The organism is Thioclava sp. L04-15, from assembly GCF_002020275.1.
In the GTDB taxonomy this organism is placed as follows: Bacteria; Pseudomonadota; Alphaproteobacteria; order Rhodobacterales; family Rhodobacteraceae; genus Thioclava; species Thioclava marina.
In genome coordinates, this window is the sequence record NZ_MPZW01000001.1 from 650,489 (window position 1) to 670,947 (window position 20,459).

A 20,459-nucleotide genomic window follows, 5' to 3' on the forward strand; every position below is an offset into this window, starting at 1 on the left:
CCCGGCCCTTTTGCATCAGAGGTAGCGCGGAACCACCCGGCCCAGCGCCTCCGCGATCTCGCGATGCACCATCGGCCCCGGAACCATCGCCGCAGCAGGTTCCTCAAGAGCCGAGAACTGCATCCCCGCCGTGCCCGCGCTACGCGCCATCACAGAGGGCTCCACCCGCAGGATTTCGGTCGCGAGGGGACGTAGCTCGTCCACCATCCGCTCGGTAACCAGAAGCGGCTCGGCCCCCAACGGATCGGCCATTTCGGGCGGGTGATAATCCCCCATCCAGAGCAGGATCTTCACCCCCTCGATCTTGGTCAGAAGCGTTTTCATCCGCTGCACCCAGGAAGCCTGCAAGTCCTGCACGAGAAATTCGAACTTCTCGGGCTCGCGCTGCTTGAGAGCCCCCAGCATATGTCGGGTGAAATTGAATTCGGTGAAATCGATCCCGCGGAAGGCCGTCCGCATCTGGTTCGAGGCGCGCAGGAAGCGATCATTGCGGCGCGGATGAACGGCATAGTAGGGATTCGACATGTTCTGCGCACCCAGAAGCTGGATCACCGTAAGCTTTGCCGCCTTTGACGCCGCCGCAAGCTGCGGTTCCTGCAAGAACACGTCGATACCCGCGTTGAGCACCCCGAAATTCACCACCGGACGGCCCAGACCCGCCTCAAGCAACGAAGGCCAGGGCTCTGCCACGAATTTCCCATAGGTCTCCGTTCCGCCCATCGCGGCGATGAACTCCCCCTCGAGAGCCCGGCGTGGACCGCGAAAGAGCAGTTTCGATTTGCCATATCGGCACGGAAAATAATCAAGGGCGCCATCGCCCGCATATTCGAAAGCCATCAACCCGCCTCAGTCCAGTTCGACTCGTTCACGGCCAGATTGCGCCCAAATCGTTACCAAAGGCCTAATCTTAAAATTCTCTCAATCGAGCGTTTCGCTTGCATGCCGGTGCGTGCTGATTATGGTCAGGGCGAAACTCAGCGAGAGAGATGGATATGGCGATCGAAAAAGTGGGTATCGTGGGCGCAGGCCAGATGGGCAACGGGATCGCCCATGTCTTCGCGCTGGCGGGCTATCAGGTTCTGCTCAACGATATCAGCGAGGATGCGCTGGCAAAGGCCGTCGCCGTGATCACCAAGAACCTCGATCGCCAGGTCTCGCGCGGCAAGATTTCCGAGGAGGAAAAGAACGCCGCGCTGGGGCGCATCTCGACCACGACGAAGCTCACCGATCTCGGCCCCACCGATCTCGTGATCGAGGCCGCGACCGAGCGAGAAACCGTCAAACAGGCGATCTTCGAGGATCTGTTGCCGCATCTGAAACCGACCACGATCCTGACCTCGAACACGTCTTCGATCTCGATCACGCGCCTTGCCTCGCGCACCGACCGGCCCGAGAAATTCATGGGGTTCCACTTCATGAACCCGGTGCCGGTGATGCAACTGGTCGAACTGATCCGCGGCATTGCAACCGATCAGGACACCTACGAGCAGCTGCTGGCCGTCGTTGAGAAGCTCGGCAAGACTGCGGCCTCGGCCGAAGATTTCCCCGCCTTCATCGTGAACCGCATCCTGATGCCGATGATCAACGAGGCGGTCTACACGCTCTATGAAGGCGTGGGCAATGTGCGCTCTATCGACGAGTCGATGAAGCTTGGCGCGAACCATCCGATGGGGCCGCTCGAACTGGCCGACTTCATCGGGCTCGATACCTGCCTTGCAATCATGAACGTGCTCCATGACGGGCTGGCCGACACGAAATACCGCCCCTGTCCGCTTCTGACGAAATATGTCGAGGCGGGCTGGCTTGGCCGCAAGACCGGGCGCGGCTTCTACGACTACCGCGGCGAGACCCCGGTTCCGACGCGCTGAAGCGCGCCGGCCCGCGAGGGGGCCCTGCCCCCTCTTTGCTCACCAAATTCACCCCCGGGATATTTGGTTCAAGAAGAAGACAGGATTTCTCCTTCCTCTTGGCTGAAATATCCCGGGGGAGTCTGCCGTCAGGCAGACGGGGGCAGCGCCCCCCTGTTCGGCCATCATCTGTCACCCTCCGGCAAGGAAGGCCGCACGCCCTTCCTCCAGCCTGTCAGAGCGCCAGCGTTTCCTTGCGCAGATCGGAGAGGAACTTGCGCGGATTCTTCAGCGGCTCGGCGATCTCTTCGGCAGACTTGGCATGGCCGATCACCGGGTGTTGCGGCTTGTAGAGCGCGCGCTTGATCTCATAGAGCAACAGCCCCTGACGCACCGTCGCCGAGAGCTTGTTTGCGATCTGATAGGCGCGCGAGTTGCGGCCCGGAAAATGGATCGGCAGCACCGAGGCCCCCGATCGCGCGAGCATCTTCGCGGTGAAGGGGTTCCATTCCTGCTCGATCACCGGGCCCATCAGAGTCTCGGAATGGGCAACCTGGCCGGCCGGGAAGAGCACCACGACGCCACCGCGCTTGAGCTGTGCCATGCAGGCGGCGCGCATCTTCAAGCTGTCCTCGCGCGCGTTTTCCTCATGCGGGAAAGGTACCGGCAGCATGTATTGCTCGATTTCGGGGATCCCGGTCAGCAATGAGCGCGTGAGGATCAGGTAGTCATCGCGCACCTGACCGATCAGGTAGGCCAGCACCATCCCGTCCACCAGCCCGTGCGGATGGTTCGCGACCACGACGAGCGGGCCCTCCTTGGGGATGCGCGCGATTTGTTCGGGCGGGGTGGTGACCTCGATCCCCATCACGTCGAGCGCCTGTGGCCAGAACTCCGCCCCCACCGGCGCGCCGCGTTTCTCGAACTTGCGGATCAGGCGAAGCAGGTGGGTCTTGGCGGTGAGCCATTCCAGGGTCTGGATCGTGCCGACCTTGAAAGGGTTCGCGAACGTGCCCGCATAGGACAAGCGACGCTTGTCATAGGGTTTGGACAGGGCTTGGGCTTCGGCGATTTCGACCTGTTGATCCACGACCGGACCTCTTGGCTATGCGCGGGTCACATGCCTTCGCCGAACTTGTCCTCCACGAGCGCCTGCAGCGCATCGGCGAGCTTCTCGGCCTCGGCCCCGCTTGTCGTGACCTCAATAGTGGTTCCGCGCGAGGCTGCCAACATCAAAAGCCCCATGATGCTGTCTCCCGAGACCGACTGGCCATCCTTTGCCACCTCGGCCCGCGCGTCGTGATCCTCGACAACCTCGACGAAGCGGGCGGAGGCGCGCGCGTGGAGCCCCTTCTCGTTCACAATCTCGAGGCGGCGGATCACGGACATTTGGCAGCTCCTTCGCGGGCGTTGTAGCTGTTGATGTATTTGCGGCCCGCATCGAGCGCGGCCTCGACGGCCGCGTGCACGCCAAGGCTGCGTGATTTCGCGAGCTTGATCAGCAACGGCAGGTTGGCACCGTAGATGATTTCCCGGTCGCAGGCCATAAGGGAAAGATTGGAGGGCGAGCCGCCGAACATGTCGGTGACGACCACGACACCCTCGCCGCTATCGACCGCATCGGCGGCGGCGCGAATCTCGGCCTGTTTTCCCGCGCGGTCGTGATCATCCTCGATGGTGATGGCGCGGATGCCGTTCTGGGGGCCGACAACATGTTCGACCGCTGCGAGATATTCCCGCGCAAGCCCCCCATGTGCCACGATCACGATCCCGATCACGCGCCCGTCCTCACACTCGTACCGGCGCCCTCAGGCGCGCGACGTTCCAATTCTCTATGACGTTTAGACACTTGCCACCCGGCTTCCGCAAGCGCTTTGGCAATGCTTTCGGTCATCGCGACCGAGCGGTGTTGCCCCCCGGTGCAGCCGAAGCCAATCGAAAGATGCGTCTTGCCCTCGGCCACATAGGCCGGAAGGAGAAACAGCAACAGATCGAGCACGCGCTGGTGAAATTCACCGTAGCGGGGATCGTCTGCCACATACTCCGCCACGGCGGCATCGCGACCGTCATGCGGGCGCAGCGCCGGCTCCCAATGCGGGTTCGCGAGAAATCGGCAATCGAACATGAGATCGAGCCCGCGCGGCACCCCGCGCTTGTAGCTGAAGGAATTGACCGAGACGGAGAGCTTTTCGATCTGGCCGGTATCGAAGAACCGGCCGATCTCGGCGCGCAGGTCATGCGGGCTCATCTCGGAGGTGTCGATCAATACATCGGCGCGCAGCTTGATCGGGGCCAGGATGTCGAGCTCCTGCACGATGCCCGCACCCGGATCGTCGTCGCGGGCGAGCGGATGGCGGCGGCGTGTCTCGGAATAGCGCCGCTCGAGCACCTCGGGACGCGCATCGAGATAGACGAGCTCGAGGTTGAGTTCGGGCAGGCGGGTAAGCGCGTCGATCAGCTCGATCAAGGCCGAGGCCGAAAAATCGCGCGCACGCACATCGACACCAAGCGCCACCGGATGCGGCAAGTGGCCCGAGAGCAGGCGCGGAACGAGGCCGAGGGGCAAGTTCGTGATCGGCTCATAGCCGAGATCCTCGAGCGCGCCGATCGCGGTCGTGCGCCCGGCCCCCGAAGGTCCGGTCACCAGAACCACGCGCTGGCCCGACTGTGTCCATGCCGGATCGGATCGGGTCACGCCCATCGGCCTCCTTTGAGCCATTGCAGAATTGCCACGTCAAAATGATCATGTTGCACCCGCAGCACAAGAGGAAGTTCGACCCCCAAGAGACTGTCTTTTCGACAGTTCGGAAGGCGCTCGGTCTCCTCTCGGTCGAGATCGACGCTCAGGGTGATGCGCGCATGCGACAGCGGATCGGCACGCAAAATACCCACGCCGCGCGCTTCGATCCGGCCTGCGATCGGTGCGGGCGCGCGCGCGATCAGGTGCCCTCCTTCGACAGTCAGATTGGTCCGGTCATCCGCCACGAGCCGCGCGCCATATGCCATCAGTCTCAGCGCGAGCAGGGATTTTCCCGTGCCCGATGCGCCTTTGATCAAAACGCCGCGCTCGGGATCGAGCGCGACGACGCTGGCGTGAAGATTGAGAGAGGCGGTGCCGGGCCCGCCCATCGGATCAGACCGGCAAACCGACGACGAAACGCGCTCCGAGCGGATCGGAGGTCGGGTCGGCATCGGTCGGCCGGATATTCTCTGCCCAGATCACGCCGCCATGCGCCTCGACGATCTGCTTCGAGATCGCGAGGCCGAGACCGGAGTGGTCGCCGAACTGGCCCACGGGGCGTTCCGAATAGAAGCGTTTGAAGACCTTAGTCAGCGCCTCTTCGGGAATCCCGGGCCCCGTATCCTCGACCACGACCAGCACGCGATTGTCGCGTTGGCGGGCCCAGACACGGACCGCGTCGCCCTCTTCGCAGAAAGAGGTCGCGTTAGTGATCAGGTTGACGAAAACCTGCGCAAGCCGCGCTTCCAGCCCAGAGATCACCACAGGTTGCTGCGGCAGGTCGGTGATGAAATCGACGCCCTTCTCGCGCGCCTGCTGACCGAGATACTCGCTGAGGTTCGCCACCATCTTGATCAGGTCGAACGGCTCTTCCTCTTCCTTCACAAGCTCGGAATCGAGCCGCGAGGCATTGGAAATGTCGCTCACCAGACGGTCGAGGCGGCGCACGTCGTGATCGATCACCTCAAGCAGGCGTGTGCGCTGCTCATCTTTCTTGACCATGTGCAGCGACGCCACCGCAGAGCGCAGGCTGGCTAGCGGGTTCTTGATCTCATGGGCCACGTCGGCCGCGAATTGCTCGTTCGCGTCGATACGTTCGTAAAGCGCGCCCACCATGCCGCGCATCGCGCCCGAAAGCCGCCCGATCTCGTCGGGCCGTGCGGTGAGGTCGGGGATGCGCACGCGCGACGGCGACATCTTGCGGGCGTTCTTGTCGCGCCCGATCTCGGCAGCCGCGGCCAGATCGGACAGCGGGTTGGCGATGGTCGAGGCCAGAACCAGCGACAGCCCGATAGAGACGATGATCGCGATCACGAACATCTGAAGCACCTGTTCGCGCTCGACCCGGACCAGCGCGTCGATCTGACCCGCCACCGAGCTCAGGCCGACGACGCCCACCACACGCTCGCCCTGACGGATCGGGGTGGCGACGGCGAAGATCGTCGAGCCGGAAGCGTTCTTCTTCGATGCGATCTGGGTCCGCCCATCAAGCGCCGCGGGAACGAGAGCGCGCACCATTTCGAGCGCGCTGTCGCCATTCGTGCCGCCTCCGCGCGAAATCAACTGCGCGACGCCATCCCAGGCGCGGCCCAGAACATCGGTCAGGAAGGTCGAGCGATGATCGAGATCGAGGCCCTCGACCTTCTCGACCGGTGCACGGTCTCCGCTGGTCGTGGTGCCGATCAGCGCCTGACCCGGATCGAAGAGAAACAGATCGGCCCCGTCGGGCAGCTCGATCCCGCGGATCGTGGCGAGCGGGTCGATCCCGTCACCGGCCGCGAGATTGACCGGCGCGCCCGCAGGCAGCTGCGCCTCGAACACGTCGGCGGCGAGCTGAGCCTCGTTCACGAGGCCGCTTTCGCGTTGCAGCACGAGACTGTCGCGGAAGGGATTGAGATACAGCACCCCCGCCACCAACACGATCATCGCCAACAGGTTGAAGGTGATGATCTTGCGCGCAAGCGGGGAGCGGTTGAGCGAAATGATCGTGCGCCGGGCGCGCCCCTGACGCAGATCGTCGTCGATCATGCCATCGGGCGCGACCCAGTCTTCACCCAGGACGACATCCGTCTCCAGCGCCTTTCTCGGCACCTTTCGGGGGTTCTTGCGCCCCATTCCGACCCTCCCCGCGATACTCATGAGGCTGGGATCACTCTTCGTTGTAGCGATAACCGATGCCGTAGAGTGTCTCGATCGCCGAGAACTCCTCGTCCACCGACCGCATTTTCTTGCGCAGCCGCTTGATATGGCTGTCGATCGTACGGTCGTCGACATAGACCTGATCGTCATAGGCCACGTCCATCAGCTGATCGCGCGACTTCACGAAGCCGGGCCGCTGGGCAAGCGCCTGAAGCAGCAGGAATTCGGTCACGGTCAGCGTGACGTCCCGCCCCTTCCACATCACCGCGTGACGCAGCGGGTCCATCTCGAGCGAGCCGCGCACCATCACCTTGGTGTCTTCGGTCGTCGCCACCTCGCCGGTCGAAATCGCTTCCTGACGGCGCAGCAGCGCGCGGATGCGTTCGACCAGAAGACGCTGGCTGAAGGGCTTCTTGACGTAATCGTCGGCGCCCATGCGCAGGCCGAGAACCTCGTCGATCTCGTCATCCTTGGAGGTGAGGAAAATCACCGGCATCGCGGTCTTCTGGCGCAGCTTCTGCAGCAGCTCCATTCCGTCCATCCGCGGCATCTTGATGTCGAGAACGGCCATGTCGGGCAGACGCTTGGTGAACGCATCGAAGGCCGCCTGACCATCGTTGTAGGTCTCTACATCATACCCCTCAGCTTCGAGAGTCATCGAAACGGAAGTCAGAATATTGCGGTCGTCATCGACCAGCGCGATCCTCGACATGGCGGAAAATCCCTTTACTGCTCTTGTTTGTTATTGGCAGCCATCATCATCTTTCAGAACGGCCAAATCAACAGGAACGTGCGAATCAGACTGTTTTCACGAATCATCCGTCGCGAAAATCCTGATGGATTGACTAATTTGCCTCACCTTTCCGCGACAATCCGCTCTGGTGGCGCTAAACGTGACAATGGTTGCGCTAACTGCGTCAATGCTTCCTGTTCCTTCGCAAAATTGTCATGCTATAGGGCGGCCATCCGAGTAAGATTATTGCTCGGATCGGCGCTCCGAGACCCCGAAGCGCCGGGAGGAACCCAATGAACGCCGCGAGACGGCATCGGGAGCGAGAGATGAGCATCGGACGTGTGAACCCGGCGAAACGCCTTGAAGATCAAGGTATCACTGGTCTCGGCAACGTTTATTACAACCTGATTGAGCCGGCACTGATCGAGCACGCCCTGAAGCGTGAAGAAGGCGTTCTGGGCAAGGGTGGCGCCTTTTATTGCTCGACCGGTCAGCACACTGGCCGCTCGCCGAAGGACAAGTTCGTCGTTCGCACTCCGTCCGTCGAAAACACGATCTGGTGGGAAAACAACAAGCCGATGGCGGCTGACGCGTTCGACCGCCTGCATGCCGACATGCTCGCCCACATGCAGGGCAAGGACTATTTCGTCGAGGATCTCTACGGCGGTGCCGATCCGGAGCATCGCCTCGACGTGCGCCTCGTGGCCGAGCTTGCGTGGCACGGGTTGTTCCTGCGCACCATGCTGCGCCGCCCCGAGCGCGCCGAGCTTGATACGTTCGAGCCGGAATGGACGATCATCAACTGCCCGTCGTTCAAAGCCGACCCCGAACGCCATGGCTGCCGCACCGAAACCGTCATCGCGCTCAACTTCGACAAGAAGCTGATCCTCATCGGCAACACGGCCTATGCGGGCGAGAACAAGAAAGGCGTGTTCACGCTTCTCAACTACATCCTGCCCGGCAAGGGCATCATGGCGATGCACTGCTCGGCGAACCACGCGATCGGCAACCCCGATGACTCGGCGGTCTTCTTCGGCCTGTCGGGCACCGGCAAGACCACGCTTTCGGCCGATCCCTCGCGCGTGCTGATCGGCGATGACGAGCATGGCTGGTCGGAAAACGGCATCTTCAACTTCGAAGGTGGTTGCTACGCCAAGACGATCAACCTCTCGAAGGAAGCCGAACCCGACATCTACAACACCTGCTCGATGTTCGGCACCGTGGTCGAGAACATGGTCTACGATCCCGAGACCCTGGAGCTGGACTTCGAAGACAACTCGCTGACCGACAACATGCGCTGCGCCTATCCGCTGCATTACATCTCGAATGCCTCGGAGACCTCGCTCGGTGGTCATCCGAAGAACGTGATCATGCTGACCTGCGACGCTTATGGCGTGCTGCCGCCGATCGCGCGTCTGACCCCGGCGCAGGCGATGTATCACTTCCTCTCGGGCTTCACCTCGAAGACCCCGGGCACTGAAGTGGGCGTGACCGAACCGCTTCCGACCTTCTCGACCTGCTTCGGCGCGCCCTTCATGCCGCGCCGTCCCGAGGTCTACGGCAAGCTGCTTCAGGAGAAGATCCACGAGCATGGCGCCTCGTGCTGGCTGGTCAACACCGGCTGGACCGGCGGCGCCTTCGGCACCGGGTCGCGCATGCCGATCCGCGCCACACGCGCGTTGCTGACCGCCGCGCTCGACGGCTCGCTGCACGATGTCGAATTCCGCAAGGACGAGAACTTCGGCTTCGACGTGCCGGTCGCGGTTCCGGGCGTCTCTGACGTCCTGCTCGACCCGCGCCGCACCTGGGACGACAAGGACGCCTATGACGCGCAGGCGGCCAAGCTCGTGCAGATGTTCGCCGACAATTTCGCGCAATACGTCCCCTATATCGATGACGAGGTGAAGGCCGTCGCCATCGGCTGATCCTACGCGAACACGAAATTGAAAGGGCCGGCATTTTTGCCGGCCCTTTTTTCATTCCAAACAGGGACTTCCCCAACTCCATGATCCCGCTACATGATGCGGGTCATGGTGTTCTCGCTGATCCTTATCCTCGCGCTGTCGGCCGTAGCCGCACTCATCGGGCTCATCGGCCTGACCCTGGTGGTGGCACGACTCTCTCATCGCCTCCCGAGAGGGCCTTTCCCGCATGGCGAAATCCGGATGGCACCCGAAACGGGCCGCATCGCACGCGCTCTCGCGGCCCGGCTCGCCAAAGCGGCTGACAAGAACGCGGTCCAGCTCCTGACCGACCCTGTGGACGCGCTTGCGGCACGGCTCGAGCTTGTTGCTGCGGCCGAGGCCTCACTCGATCTGCAATACTACATCTGGCAAGACGACATCGCGGGAGCGCTGATGCTGGGCGCGTTGAGGGCCGCCGCAGCGCGAGGCGTCCGGGTGCGGCTCCTGATCGACGACAATGGCACGGCAGGGCTGGACCGCACGCTCGCGGCTCTCGATCAGCTTCCGAATGTCGAAGTGCGGCTCTTCAATCCCTTCCCGATCCGGCGCGCACGGGTGCTGGGCTACCTGTCGGATTTCCGCCGCCTGAACCGGCGCATGCACAACAAGGCGATGATCGCCGACGGGCGCATCGCGATCCTTGGCGGGCGCAATATCGGAGACGACTATTTCAACGACCTTTCTTCCGCCGGCCTCTACATGGACATGGATGTTGCCGTCGCGGGCCCGGTTCTCCCGCAGGTCGGTCGTCAGTTCGATCTCTATTGGAACGCCCCGTCGGCAATTCCGGCCAGAGTGATGCTCGGCGGCTGCGCCGAAGAGGAGGCCCGCGCCATCGTGGAGAACGAAGAGTTGCGGCTGTGCTCCCCCGACGCCAGCGCCTATGCCGCAGCCATTGCGAGCCCAGAACGCGGGAAACGGATCCTCGACCCGGATGCGCCGAACATCGCCGCCGAGGCGCAGCTCATCTACGACCACCCCTCGAAGATCCATGGGCTTCTGAAAGGTCGCAAGCTGCTTTGGGAATATCTTATCCGCGCGCTCGGCACGCCGACGCAGGAACTGGTGCTGATCACGCCTTACCTCGTGCCGACGCGTGCCGGGGTGGGCTACCTGCGCCGGATCGCGAAAGCGGGCGCGAAGATCCGGGTGCTCACCAACTCATATGCCGCGACCGATGTGCCGCTCGTGCATTCTGGCTATGCGCATCGCCGCAAGAGCCTCCTGCGCGCTGGGATCGAGCTTTACGAATACGCCCCGGACGCAGAGGCAAGACTCCCCACGCGGCTTCGGCCGGGGCAGTTCGTGGGCTCGGATATTCGCGGCACCTCCCCCTTTTCGCGCAACAAGCTGCACGCGAAAGTCTTTGCGGCGGATCGTGAGCGCGTCTTCATCGGGTCATTCAACTTCGATCCGCGCTCGATGCGGCTCAATACCGAGCTGGGGCTGGTGCTCGTATCGCCCGAGATCGCAGCGCATATCTCCGATGCCTTCCGCGAGTTCTTCCCCGAGCGCGCATGGCGGCTGCGCCTGACGCGCACGCAGCAACTGCGCTGGTCGCGCCCCGGTCAGCCGGTGCTCAAACGCGAACCGGGCGTGCCGCTGACACACCGCATCGTGCTCTGGATCGCCCAGCGCCTGCCGATCGAGTGGATGCTGTAGGCCCTATTTCTTGCGGGTGCGCTTGACCTTGCGCGCGATGGCCTTCTTCTTCGCCGCATCGCGGGCCGGCTTGCGCGGCGGGCGCGTACCCGGACGACGGCCCTTGCGGCGCTTGCCATTGCCCGAGGGCATCCCCTGCCCCTCGACCTCCAAGAGCTCCAGCATCAGCCCACCCGTGATCGGCACGGCCTCTGCGAGTCGCACCCGGACACGCTGGCCGATGGTGATCGTCATGCCGGTCTCCGAGCCCACCAGCTCCTGCGCCTCACGGTCGAAATGGAAGAACTCGCGCCCGATCTCGCGGATCGGGATCAACCCGTCGGCCCCGGTTTCGTCGAGTTTCACGAAGGCGCCGAATTTCTGCACGCCCGAGATGCGTCCGGTGAACTCGCTGCCCACCCGGTCCGACAGATAAGCCGCGAGATAGCGGTCGGTCGTGTCGCGCTCGGCTGCCATCGAACGGCGCTCGGTGTCGGAGATCTGCTGCGCGGTCTCTTCGAGATTGTCGATATCCCACTGGCTCAGCCCGTCCTTGCCCCAGCCATGACCGAGGATCAGCGCGCGATGCACGATCAGGTCGGAATAGCGCCGGATCGGCGAGGTGAAATGTGCGTAGGACCGCAGCGCGAGGCCGAAATGCCCGTAATTCGTCGGCGCGTAATAGGCCTGCGTCATCGAGCGCAGCGTCGAGATATTGATCAGCTCGTCGAACTCGGAACCCTCGGACTGGCTGAGCAGGTTGTTGAGATGCGCGGTCTGGAGCACCTGCCCCTTGGCCAGCGTGAACCCCGAGGCCTGCGCCACCTCGCGCAGCGCCTCGATCTTCTCGAGGCTGGGCTCTTCGTGGACGCGATAAAGCAGCGGACGGCGCAGCTTTTCGAGCTCCTCGGCGGCCGCGACATTGGCCAGCACCATGAATTCCTCGATCAGCTTGTGGGCATCGAGCCGCGTCTTGAACTGGATCGAGGTGACATGCCCGTCATCCCCGATCACGATCTGCCGCTCGGGCAGGTCCAGCTCCAGCGGCTGACGCAGCGCGCGGGCGCGCTTGAGCGCCTCGTAGGCTTCGTAGATCGGGTCGATGATCTCCTCGACCATGGCTTCGGTCTTCTCGTCCGGGTTGCCGTCACGCGCCGATTGCACCTGCCCGTATTCCAGCGAGCCCACCGAACGGATCATGCCCCGCGTGAAGCGATGGCTCAGCTTGCGGCCATGTTCGTCAATCTTCATCCGAACCGCGAGAACCGCGCGGTCGACGTTTTCATGCAAAGAGCACAAATCGCCCGAAAGCCGGTCGGGCAGCATCGGCACGACGCGGTCGGGGAAATAGGTCGAATTCCCGCGTTTACGCGCCTCACGATCGAGCGCGGAGCCCGGCGTCACGTAATGCGCCACGTCCGCGATCGCGACCCAGATCAGGAAGCCGTTTTCGTTCTTCGGATCGTCATCGCGCTCGACGAGCACCGCATCGTCGCGGTCGCGCGCATCCGCCGGGTCGATCGTCACGAAGGGCAGCTTGCGCAGGTCTTCGCGATCGCCCAGAGGCGCCGGTTCGGCAGCGTCTGCCTCGGCCACGACCTCATCGGGGAAATCGTCGGGGATGCCGTGTTGGTGGATCGCGATGAGCGAGACGGCCTTGGGCGCCGACGGATCGCCCAGCACCTCGAGCACCCGCGCGCGCGGCAGCCCCATGCGACCACGCGGACCGGTCTGCTCGGCCTCGACCAGTTCGCCATCCTTGGCGCCTTCGGTCACGGCGGCGGGCACCTGCCATTCGCTCTCGGCACCCTTGTCGATCGGCATGATCCGCCCGCCTTCGGCGGTCTTGCGGAAGATGCCGACAATGCGATGGGAGGCGGTGCCGATCTTGCGGATCAGACGCGCCTCATAGCCATAGCTTTCATCTTCGACCGGCGTGAGACGCCCGAGAACCCGGTCACCCTGCGCCAAAGCGGGATCGCCTTCGCGGCGCACATAAAGCACGACCGGCGCCGGCCCCTCGCCCGTCCATTCGGCGGGCTCGGCCCATTGGTCGCCCTGGCTGTCCTCGCGCAGCATCCGCAGCACCGTCACCGGCGGCAGCGTGCTCGGATCACGGAACTGGCGGCGGCGCTTCTCGATCAGCCCCTCGGCCTCCATCTCGCGCAGGATCCGCTTGAGCTCGATCTTCGCTTGCCCCTTGACGCCGAAGGCCCGCGCGATGTCGCGCTTGGCCGTCTGGTCGGGGTTATCGTTGAGCCAGTCGAGGATCTGCTGGCGCGAGGGAATGGGGGCGGCTTTGCTCATGGCCCTGCCTAGCATGGGCTTGGCGGGCCGTCACGCGGGGAAATCGCAACACTGGCACCGCGAGAGCCGCTCAGGATTCCGCTTGCGGGGGCGGCGGCGCAGGCCTAGCCTCCGCGCGAAACTGATGGAGGCCCTCATGGCAAAAATCGAAGCCCGTCTGGCAGAACTTGGAATCAGCTTGCCCGATGCGCCGATGCCCGCAGCGAATTACGTGCCCTTCGTGCGCAGCGGCAACCAGCTTTTCGTGTCGGGCCAGATCTCGAACGGCCCCGAAGGCCTGATCCTCGGCAAGCTCGGTGACAGCATGGACGTGGCCGAGGGCGCGATGGCCGCGCGGTTCTGCGGCCTCGCGCTGATCGCACAGGCCAAAGCGGCGCTTGGCGATCTCGACAAGGTCAAGCGCGTGGTAAAGCTCGTGGGCTTCGTCAATTCCACGTCTGATTTCACCGACCAGCCCAAAGTGGTCAACGGCTGCTCGGACCTGATGGTCGAGATCTTCGGCGAGGCTGGCCGTCACGCTCGCTCGGCGGTCTCCGCCGGGTCTCTCCCGCTTGGCGTCTCGGTCGAGATCGAGGCGATTTTCGAGGTCGAGTGATGGCGCTGCACCCCGATTTTCTTCGCCTGCCGATCGCGCATCGGGCGTTGCATGATTTCGCGCTCGGCCGGCCCGAGAACAGCCGCGGGGCGATCCGGGCGGCGATCGCGGCGGGCTACGGGATCGAGATCGACGTGCAGCTTTCGGCCGATGGCGTGCCGATGGTGTTTCACGACTACTCGCTGCATCGGCTGACCGATGAGACCGGGCCGGTGCGCGGGCGCACGGCGGCGGAACTGGGGGCGATCATGCTCAAAGGCACGGAAGAAGGCATCCCGACGCTGGCTGAAGTGCTCGAGATCGTCGCCGGTCAGGTGCCGCTTCTGGTCGAGATCAAGGATCAGGATGGCGCGCTCGGACTACAGGTCGGCCCGCTCGAAGAGGCAACCGCGAAGCTGCTGAGCACCTATGACGGCCCCGTCGCGGTGATGTCCTTCAACCCGCATGCGATCGAGGCTTTCGGCAAGTTCGCGCCGGGGGTGCCGGTGGGGCTGACGACTTCCGCCTATCAGCCCCATGACTGGGCCCTCCTGCCGGCCGCGCGCGGCGATGAGCTGCGCCACATCCCGGATTTCGAACGGCTCGGGGCGGCCTTCATTTCGCATGAGGCCAAAGATCTGACCGCGGCGCGCGTGACCGAGCTGAAAGGTCTCGGCGTGCCGGTTCTGTGCTGGACGATCCGCTCCGTCGACGAAGAGGCGCTGGCGCGGCAGGTGGCCGACAATGTGACCTTCGAGGGATATCTTTCGGCGCTGCCTGCTTGACCGATGGGCCGAAGGGCCCAGATTCAGCGCACAGACCTCGCAACCTCCCCCGGGGGATCATGGATCAAAGCGTTGAAATCACGCTTCATTCGGATATTTCCGAAATAAGTGAAGGCGACTGGAACGCCTGCGCCTGCCCCGAAGCCGGGGATGGGCGGCGGGCGTTCGACCCTTTCACCACCCATCGCTTCCTTGCCGCACTGGAGACCTCGGGGTCTGTCGGGCCGGGGACGGGCTGGGACGCGCGCCACGTTGTCGCGCGGATGGGTGGGCAGGTGATCGCCGTCGCCCCGCTCTATGTCAAATCGCACAGCCAGGGAGAATATGTCTTCGACCACGGCTGGGCCGACGCTTATGAGCGCGCGGGCGGGCACTATTATCCCAAGCTGCAATGCGCCGTGCCGTTTACGCCGGTCGCGGGGCCGCGCCTTCTGACCTTGCCGGGGCTGGAAGACGCGGGCAAGCGCGCGCTGCTGGCGGGTATGGAGCAGATCGCCAGCGGCGCGGGCGTTTCCTCCGTCCACATCACCTTCTGCACCGAGGACGAGGCAGAACTGGCCGCGGACGTGGGCTGGCTGCACCGGATCGGTCAGCAATTCCACTGGATCAATCGCGACTACCCCAGTTTCGACGCCTTCCTTGGCGAGCTCAGCTCCCGCAAGCGCAAGGCGCTGCGCAAGGAACGTCAGCGCGCCCAGGCCTTCGGCGGCGAGATCGTGCAGCTCTCCGGCGACGACATCCGCCCCGAGCATTGGGATGCGTTCTGGGCGTTTTACCAGGATACCGGCAGCCGGAAATGGGGCCGCCCCTACCTGACGCGCGACTTCTTCGACCGCTTGCACGAGATGCGCGAGGACGTGCTGCTCGTACTGGCGATGAACGGACCACGTCCGATCGCGGGGGCGCTCAACCTGATCGGGCGCGAGGCGCTCTTCGGCCGCTATTGGGGCTGCGTCGAGGACCACCCCTTCCTGCATTTCGAGCTTTGTTACCATCAGGCCGTCGATTACGCGATCGCCCATGGCATGAAACGTGTCGAGGCCGGTGCACAAGGCGAGCACAAGCTGGCGCGCGGCTACCTGCCTGTCGCGACCCATTCCGCGCATTGGATCGCTCATCCGGGTCTGCGCCGCGCCGTGTCCGAGTATCTCGAAGCTGAACGCGCCGCCGTGGACGAGGATATCGAGATCCTGACCGAGATGGGCCCGTTCCGCAGCCCTTCGGAACCCGAACGCTAAGCCGACGTTTGTCACAAGACATATGACAGGAGAGACGAATGAACCTTGAGGACCTGACCCAAGTCAGCAGCTGGCTGACGCAGGATCGGATCGACGCCGCGATCATGGTCGCGGTGAACGTGGTGGCGGCGCTGGTGATCTTGTTGGTCGCGATAGCGATCTCGGCTTGGGCGAAGCGTCGCATCGTAGCGCTCTCGAACCGATATGCGCGGCTCGACGACACGCTCTTCGGCTTCCTCGGGAACATGGTCAAATACCTGGTCCTCGCGATCGGGGTGATTTTCATCCTCAACCGCTTCGGCATCCAGACCACTTCGCTTGCCGCCCTCGTCGGCGCTGCCGGTCTTGCCATCGGCCTCGCGCTGCAAGGCACGCTGTCGAACCTCGCCGCAGGTGTGATGATCATTCTCTTCCGCCCGTTCCGGCAGGGTGACTTCATCGCGGCCGGGTCGGAAAGCGGCACTGTCACCGAGATACAGCTCTTTTATACGGTGCTGACCACCTATGACGGCATCCAGATCATCGTGCCCAACGGCGATATCTGGTCGAAGTCGATCATCAACTATTCCGCCAACCCGACCCGGATGATGGATCTGACGATCGGCGTCGCCTATGACGCCGATTTGAAGAAGACGCAGGAAGTGCTGGAGCGCATCTCGCTTTCGGACGACCGCGCCCTGAAAGACCCGGCGCCGACGATCCGGGTGAAGGCTCTTGGCGACAGCTCGGTGGATTTCACCTTCCGCGTCTGGGCAAATTCCTCGGATTTCTGGGCCTTGCAGGCCGATTACACCCGCAAGATCAAGGAAGAGTTCGACGCGAACGGCATCGGCATTCCCTTCCCGACCCGCACGCTCGAAGTGGTTCAGGTGCCCAAGATCGAAACTTCCCCGGTGAAATCCGAGGGCAGCGCTGCGTGATCTGGTCAGAGGCGCGCAAGATGCTACCATTGACCCAAAGCTGAAGGGAGCGAGCCATGACATCAAAGCTTGACGCCGAAGAACGCAAGGCCCTTCTGGGCGCACTCGAAGACAGCGGCTGGCGCGCCGCCGAAGAGGGCGACGCGATGGTCAAGCGGCTGATCTTCAAAGATTTCTCGGCCGCCTGGGGGTTCATGTCGCGCGCCGCGCTCTGCGCCGAGACGATGAACCATCATCCCGACTGGCGCAACGTCTACAACAAGCTCGAGATCACGCTTTCGACCCATGATTGCGGCGGTGTGAGCGTGCTCGACATCGAGCTCGCCCGCGCGCTGGATGCTTTGGCCGAAGGTGTGGCGGAGGTCGACCGCGATATCGGTCGTCCGCTGATGCGGCTTGCGGATCACGTCGAGGACTGAACCCGAGCCTCGAAGCCAGCCCGAATGAAAACGCCCGGCAGATGTGCCGGGCGTTTCCGTTTAGAGCGCAAGCGCGATCACATCTCAGCCAACAGACCCTCACCCGCCGAGGCCTCGCAAGTGCCGGGGCTCTCCTCGACATGCAGGACCTTCACAACCCCGTCCTCGACGAGCATCGCATAGCGACGCGAGCGGTTGATGAGCCCGGCCGGCGGTGCGGTGAAGTCCATTTCGATCGCCTGGGTGAACGCCGCTTCGGCATCGGCGAGCATCGTGATCCCGGCAGCCTCCGCGCCGGTCGCCTCGCCCCAGGCCTTCATCACGAAGGGATCGTTCACTGCGATGCAGATGATCTCGTCCACGCCCTTCGCGGCGAACGCCTCCTTGGTGCGGATGAAGCTCGGCACATGGGCGGTGGTGCACACGCCCGTATAGGCGCCGGGCACCGCGAAGATCACGACCTTGCGGCCCTTCATCTTATCGCCAAGGCTCACGGGTTGCGGCCCCTCCGGCCCCATCACGAGGAAAGTCGCGCCGGGAAGGGTGTCGCCAGTCGTTAAGGTCATGGAAAGCTCCGATGCTGTCGCGTTGCGTTTGTTCCGCAGCTCGATATAGGGTCGGGCGCGAAACGGGCCAGTGGAGAATGAGATGAGCGGGATCGTGATCGTCGGAGCGGGTCAGGCGGCAGCCTCGATGGCCGCCAAGCTGCGCACCTTGGGCCATGAGGGAACGATCACCATTATCGGCTCGGAGCCGCTCCCGCCCTATCAGCGCCCACCGCTCTCGAAGGCCTATCTGCTGGGCGACATGGGCGTCGAGCGGCTGACGCTTCGCGCGCCGGACTGGTGGGAAGAAAACGCCATCACCTTGCGGCTCGGCACCTCTGTCACCGCGATCGACACCGAGGCGCAGCGCGTCACCCTTTCCGACGGCGAAAGCCTCGCCTATTCCGAACTCGCTATTTGCACCGGCGCCACACCGCGCCGACTGCCTGCCGCGATCGGCGGCGAACTGGGCAATGTCTTCACCGTCCGCAACCTCGCCGATGTCGATGCGATGCGACCGCTCTTCGACGCGGGCAAACGCCTCGTCGTCGTGGGCGGTGGCTATATCGGCCTCGAAGCGGCGGCCGTCGCACGCAAGCTCGGCCTTGAGGTCACCCTGATCGAGGCAGCTCCGCGCATCCTCGGCCGCGTCGCCTGCGCGCAAACGGCCGATGCGATCCGTGCCTTGCACCAAAGCCACGGCGTCGAGATCCTCGAAGGCATCGGCCTTGCGCGGCTCACCGGCGAGACCGATGTCACAGGCGCAGAATTGGCTGACGGGCGCACTCTCCCGGCCGATTTCGTGATCGTCGGCATAGGCGTGACCCCCGATGAAGCGATCGCCCGCGAGGCCGGTATCCAGTGCGAAAACGGCGTCGCTGTGGACGCCCAGGGACAAAGCTCGACCCCCCATGTCTGGGCGGCGGGCGACTGCGCTTCCTTCCCCGGACCGGAGGGGCGGTTGCGCCTCGAATCCGTGGGCAACGCGATCGACATGGGCGAATTGGTCGCCGCCAACATGCTCGGCGCGGCCAAGGATTACGCTCCCAAACCGTGGTTCTGGTCGGACCAGTTCGACGCGAAGCTCCAGATCGCGGGGCTCAACGCAGGCTATGACCGCGTCGTCACCCGCCACGATGACGGCGCGAGCTTCTGGTATTTCCGCGACGGCCGCCTGATCGCCGTCGACGCGCTCAACGACGCGCGCGCCTACATGGTCGGCAAACGCCTGATCGAAGCCGCGAAGCCCGTCACCCCCGAGCAGGTCGAAACCACGCCCGAGCTGAAGGCGCTGATGAAATGAGGATCATCGGGGGCGAACGGCGCGGGTTGAAACTGGCCGATGTCGGCGAAGGCGATGCGGCGGCGCATCTGCGCCCGACGACGGACCGCGTGCGTGAAAGCATCTTCAACCTTCTGATCAATGGCAGCCACGGCAATCCCGTGCCCGGCGCCCGGGTACTCGATCTCTTCGCAGGCACCGGCGCTCTGGGCCTCGAGGCGCTCTCGCGCGGCGCGGCGCGCGTGGCCTTCGTCGATGACGGCGCCACGGCCCGCGCGCTCCTGCGCCGCAATATCGAGGCGATGCGCGCGATGGGCGTCACTGATGTCTGGCGTCGCGACGCGACCAATATGGGCCCCAATCGCGGCCCCGGTTACGACCTGATCTTTCTCGATCCGCCCTATGGAATGGGACTGGGCGAACGCGCCATCGCGTCGTGCCTCGAAGGCGGCTGGTTCGCCCCGGGCGCGACCATCGTCTGGGAAGAAAACACCCCGCCGATCCTCGCCCAACCCCTGATCCAACTCGACCAACGCCGCTATGGCGACACGCTGGTCACCCTCGCCCGGATGCCCGAATGATCCCGCAAGCCGTTCTCTTCGACTGCGACGGAGTGCTCGTCGACAGCGAGCCCGCCACCTTCCTGCTGATCCAGGAGGAATTCGCCCGCCACGGCGTCGAGAAATCAATCCCCGAGCTTGAAGAGGCCTTCATCGGCTCGACGATCGAACATGTCGCCAGCTGGGGCCGCGCGCGCGGTGCCGCCCTGCCCGAAACCTGGGTCGATGACTATTACGAGGCGCTTTACTCACGGCTGCGCGCGGGCACCGACCTGATGCCCGGCATCCCGGCATTACTGGCCCGCCTCGACGCCTCCGGCATCCCCTTCGCGGTCGGCTCGAATGGGCGGCAGGCGAAGATGGAGGCGACGCTCGGCCAACACCCCGAGATCCGCGCCCGGCTCGACGGGCTTCTGTTCTCGGGACAGGACCTGAACATGCCCAAGCCGAAACCCGATCTCTACCTCCATGCCGCCTCCGTGCTCGGCGCCGATCCGCAGGCTTGCGTCGTGATCGAGGACAGCCCAACGGGTGCACGCGCCGCGAAAGCGGCCGGGATGCGCTGCCTCGGTTATGCCCCTCAAGGCGCGAACCCGCGCCTCGCGGCCGAGGGCGCAGAGTTGTTCACCGACATGGCAGATGTGCCGCGCCTGATCGGGCTCGAGACCTGAAAGCGCTTCGCTTCTTCTTGATGAAAATATCTCGGGGGTGAGGCGCGCAACGCGCCGAGGGGGCAGCGCCCCCTCCTACCCCTCCGACGATCGC

General features: G+C 64.1%; 21 protein-coding genes. 11 read left to right on the forward strand and 10 right to left on the reverse strand.

Annotated features, from left to right (window positions below; genetic code table 11):
• Positions 1-15: 15 nt before the first annotated feature.
• Positions 16-837: a DUF6473 family protein gene (locus tag BMI90_RS03205; RefSeq protein ID WP_078525938.1), complete on the reverse strand. Its 822-nt coding sequence runs from the start codon at positions 835-837 to the stop codon at positions 16-18.
• Positions 838-992: 155 nt separating this feature from the next.
• Here BMI90_RS03205 and BMI90_RS03210 point away from each other — a divergent pair, with 155 nt between their 5' ends.
• On the forward strand, positions 993-1,868 hold the full coding sequence (locus BMI90_RS03210) for a 3-hydroxybutyryl-CoA dehydrogenase (RefSeq protein WP_078525940.1): 876 nt from the start codon (positions 993-995) through the stop codon (positions 1,866-1,868).
• Positions 1,869-2,082: 214 nt separating this feature from the next.
• On the opposite strand, the gene BMI90_RS03215 is transcribed toward BMI90_RS03210, so the two are convergent.
• From BMI90_RS03215 to BMI90_RS03245, 7 genes are read right to left on the reverse strand one after another with little or no spacing between them, the layout of a single operon-like run.
• Positions 2,083-2,937: a lysophospholipid acyltransferase family protein gene (locus BMI90_RS03215; protein ID WP_078525942.1), complete on the reverse strand. Its 855-nt coding sequence runs from the start codon at positions 2,935-2,937 to the stop codon at positions 2,083-2,085.
• Positions 2,938-2,963: 26 nt separating this feature from the next.
• Positions 2,964-3,236, reverse strand: a complete 273-nt coding sequence (locus BMI90_RS03220) for an HPr family phosphocarrier protein (RefSeq protein WP_078525944.1) — start codon at positions 3,234-3,236, stop codon at positions 2,964-2,966.
• The gene (locus BMI90_RS03225) at positions 3,227-3,625 is read right to left on the reverse strand and encodes a PTS fructose transporter subunit IIA (protein WP_078525946.1); all 399 of its coding nucleotides are present in this window, start codon (positions 3,623-3,625) and stop codon (positions 3,227-3,229) included. The genes BMI90_RS03220 and BMI90_RS03225 overlap by 10 nt, the downstream gene beginning before the upstream one ends.
• Entirely contained in the window at positions 3,622-4,548 is a 927-nt protein-coding gene (rapZ, locus tag BMI90_RS03230; RefSeq protein WP_078525948.1) for an RNase adapter RapZ, read from the reverse strand. The genes BMI90_RS03225 and rapZ overlap by 4 nt, the downstream gene beginning before the upstream one ends.
• The gene (locus BMI90_RS03235; RefSeq protein ID WP_078525950.1) at positions 4,539-4,976 is read right to left on the reverse strand and encodes a serine kinase; all 438 of its coding nucleotides are present in this window, start codon (positions 4,974-4,976) and stop codon (positions 4,539-4,541) included. Before BMI90_RS03235 ends, rapZ begins: the two co-directional genes overlap by 10 nt.
• A 4-nt stretch (positions 4,977-4,980) precedes the next feature.
• Positions 4,981-6,702 carry a sensor histidine kinase gene (locus BMI90_RS03240; protein ID WP_245794963.1) on the reverse strand — a complete coding sequence of 574 codons (1,722 nt, stop codon included), beginning with the start codon at positions 6,700-6,702 and terminating at the stop codon, positions 4,981-4,983.
• Positions 6,703-6,736: 34 nt separating this feature from the next.
• Positions 6,737-7,438, reverse strand: a complete 702-nt coding sequence (locus BMI90_RS03245) for a response regulator transcription factor (protein WP_078525954.1) — start codon at positions 7,436-7,438, stop codon at positions 6,737-6,739.
• A gap of 347 nt (positions 7,439-7,785) precedes the next feature.
• On the opposite strand from BMI90_RS03245, the gene BMI90_RS03250 reads away from it, so the two are divergent.
• Positions 7,786-9,384 carry a phosphoenolpyruvate carboxykinase gene (locus tag BMI90_RS03250; RefSeq protein ID WP_078525957.1) on the forward strand — a complete coding sequence of 533 codons (1,599 nt, stop codon included), beginning with the start codon at positions 7,786-7,788 and terminating at the stop codon, positions 9,382-9,384.
• A 93-nt stretch (positions 9,385-9,477) separates the two neighbouring features.
• Positions 9,478-11,085, forward strand: a complete 1,608-nt coding sequence (locus tag BMI90_RS03255; RefSeq protein WP_078525959.1) for a phospholipase D family protein — start codon at positions 9,478-9,480, stop codon at positions 11,083-11,085.
• A gap of 3 nt (positions 11,086-11,088) precedes the next feature.
• Here BMI90_RS03255 and rnr read toward each other — a convergent pair whose 3' ends face one another.
• Positions 11,089-13,371: a ribonuclease R gene (gene rnr / locus BMI90_RS03260; protein ID WP_078525961.1), complete on the reverse strand. Its 2,283-nt coding sequence runs from the start codon at positions 13,369-13,371 to the stop codon at positions 11,089-11,091.
• A gap of 136 nt (positions 13,372-13,507) precedes the next feature.
• Here rnr and BMI90_RS03265 point away from each other — a divergent pair, with 136 nt between their 5' ends.
• Genes BMI90_RS03265 through BMI90_RS03285 form a run of 5 tightly spaced genes read left to right on the forward strand, consistent with a single transcriptional unit; the run spans position 13,508 to position 17,307 of the window.
• Entirely contained in the window at positions 13,508-13,966 is a 459-nt protein-coding gene (locus BMI90_RS03265; RefSeq protein ID WP_078525963.1) for a RidA family protein, read from the forward strand.
• Positions 13,963-14,730, forward strand: coding sequence for a glycerophosphodiester phosphodiesterase family protein (locus BMI90_RS03270; RefSeq protein WP_078525965.1), 768 nt, complete (start codon positions 13,963-13,965; stop codon positions 14,728-14,730). The genes BMI90_RS03265 and BMI90_RS03270 overlap by 4 nt, the downstream gene beginning before the upstream one ends.
• Before the next feature lie 59 nt (positions 14,731-14,789).
• Positions 14,790-15,968 (forward strand): GNAT family N-acetyltransferase, encoded by a 1,179-nt coding sequence (locus BMI90_RS03275; RefSeq protein WP_078525967.1) that lies wholly within the window; start codon positions 14,790-14,792, stop codon positions 15,966-15,968.
• A gap of 38 nt (positions 15,969-16,006) precedes the next feature.
• Positions 16,007-16,888 carry a mechanosensitive ion channel domain-containing protein gene (locus BMI90_RS03280; protein WP_078525980.1) on the forward strand — a complete coding sequence of 294 codons (882 nt, stop codon included), beginning with the start codon at positions 16,007-16,009 and terminating at the stop codon, positions 16,886-16,888.
• A 56-nt stretch (positions 16,889-16,944) separates the two neighbouring features.
• Positions 16,945-17,307: a 4a-hydroxytetrahydrobiopterin dehydratase gene (locus BMI90_RS03285; protein ID WP_078525983.1), complete on the forward strand. Its 363-nt coding sequence runs from the start codon at positions 16,945-16,947 to the stop codon at positions 17,305-17,307.
• Positions 17,308-17,384: 77 nt separating this feature from the next.
• Here BMI90_RS03285 and BMI90_RS03290 read toward each other — a convergent pair whose 3' ends face one another.
• A complete protein-coding gene (locus tag BMI90_RS03290) occupies positions 17,385-17,873 on the reverse strand; it encodes a peroxiredoxin (protein ID WP_078525985.1) in 489 nt (162 codons plus the stop codon).
• 82 nt (positions 17,874-17,955) lie between these two features.
• Here BMI90_RS03290 and BMI90_RS03295 point away from each other — a divergent pair, with 82 nt between their 5' ends.
• The 3 genes from BMI90_RS03295 to BMI90_RS03305 are packed head-to-tail and all read left to right on the forward strand — an operon-like array spanning position 17,956 to position 20,365.
• The gene (locus tag BMI90_RS03295) at positions 17,956-19,155 is read left to right on the forward strand and encodes an FAD-dependent oxidoreductase (RefSeq protein WP_078525987.1); all 1,200 of its coding nucleotides are present in this window, start codon (positions 17,956-17,958) and stop codon (positions 19,153-19,155) included.
• The gene (gene rsmD, locus BMI90_RS03300; protein WP_078525989.1) at positions 19,152-19,715 is read left to right on the forward strand and encodes a 16S rRNA (guanine(966)-N(2))-methyltransferase RsmD; all 564 of its coding nucleotides are present in this window, start codon (positions 19,152-19,154) and stop codon (positions 19,713-19,715) included. Before BMI90_RS03295 ends, rsmD begins: the two co-directional genes overlap by 4 nt.
• Entirely contained in the window at positions 19,712-20,365 is a 654-nt protein-coding gene (locus BMI90_RS03305; protein WP_146671198.1) for an HAD family phosphatase, read from the forward strand. Before rsmD ends, BMI90_RS03305 begins: the two co-directional genes overlap by 4 nt.
• The last annotated feature ends 94 nt before the right edge of the window (positions 20,366-20,459 follow it).

What these genes read in the sequence shown, in the direction of transcription:
- BMI90_RS03205 (WP_078525938.1), bottom strand. Translation starts at nt 837, where the DNA reads ATGGCTTTCGAATATGCGGGCGATGGCGCCCTTGATTATTTTCCGTGC.
- BMI90_RS03210 (WP_078525940.1), top strand. Translation starts at nt 993, where the DNA reads ATGGCGATCGAAAAAGTGGGTATCGTGGGCGCAGGCCAGATGGGCAAC.
- BMI90_RS03220 (WP_078525944.1), bottom strand. Translation starts at nt 3,236, where the DNA reads ATGTCCGTGATCCGCCGCCTCGAGATTGTGAACGAGAAGGGGCTCCAC.
- rapZ (WP_078525948.1), bottom strand. Translation starts at nt 4,548, where the DNA reads ATGGGCGTGACCCGATCCGATCCGGCATGGACACAGTCGGGCCAGCGC.
- BMI90_RS03235 (WP_078525950.1), bottom strand. Translation starts at nt 4,976, where the DNA reads ATGGGCGGGCCCGGCACCGCCTCTCTCAATCTTCACGCCAGCGTCGTC.
- BMI90_RS03240 (WP_245794963.1), bottom strand. Translation starts at nt 6,702, where the DNA reads ATGGGGCGCAAGAACCCCCGAAAGGTGCCGAGAAAGGCGCTGGAGACG.
- BMI90_RS03245 (WP_078525954.1), bottom strand. Translation starts at nt 7,438, where the DNA reads ATGTCGAGGATCGCGCTGGTCGATGACGACCGCAATATTCTGACTTCC.
- BMI90_RS03250 (WP_078525957.1), top strand. Translation starts at nt 7,786, where the DNA reads ATGAGCATCGGACGTGTGAACCCGGCGAAACGCCTTGAAGATCAAGGT.
- BMI90_RS03255 (WP_078525959.1), top strand. Translation starts at nt 9,478, where the DNA reads ATGATGCGGGTCATGGTGTTCTCGCTGATCCTTATCCTCGCGCTGTCG.
- rnr (WP_078525961.1), bottom strand. Translation starts at nt 13,371, where the DNA reads ATGAGCAAAGCCGCCCCCATTCCCTCGCGCCAGCAGATCCTCGACTGG.
- BMI90_RS03265 (WP_078525963.1), top strand. Translation starts at nt 13,508, where the DNA reads ATGGCAAAAATCGAAGCCCGTCTGGCAGAACTTGGAATCAGCTTGCCC.
- BMI90_RS03275 (WP_078525967.1), top strand. Translation starts at nt 14,790, where the DNA reads ATGGATCAAAGCGTTGAAATCACGCTTCATTCGGATATTTCCGAAATA.
- BMI90_RS03280 (WP_078525980.1), top strand. Translation starts at nt 16,007, where the DNA reads ATGAACCTTGAGGACCTGACCCAAGTCAGCAGCTGGCTGACGCAGGAT.
- BMI90_RS03285 (WP_078525983.1), top strand. Translation starts at nt 16,945, where the DNA reads ATGACATCAAAGCTTGACGCCGAAGAACGCAAGGCCCTTCTGGGCGCA.
- BMI90_RS03290 (WP_078525985.1), bottom strand. Translation starts at nt 17,873, where the DNA reads ATGACCTTAACGACTGGCGACACCCTTCCCGGCGCGACTTTCCTCGTG.
- BMI90_RS03295 (WP_078525987.1), top strand. Translation starts at nt 17,956, where the DNA reads ATGAGCGGGATCGTGATCGTCGGAGCGGGTCAGGCGGCAGCCTCGATG.
- rsmD (WP_078525989.1), top strand. Translation starts at nt 19,152, where the DNA reads ATGAGGATCATCGGGGGCGAACGGCGCGGGTTGAAACTGGCCGATGTC.
- BMI90_RS03305 (WP_146671198.1), top strand. Translation starts at nt 19,712, where the DNA reads ATGATCCCGCAAGCCGTTCTCTTCGACTGCGACGGAGTGCTCGTCGAC.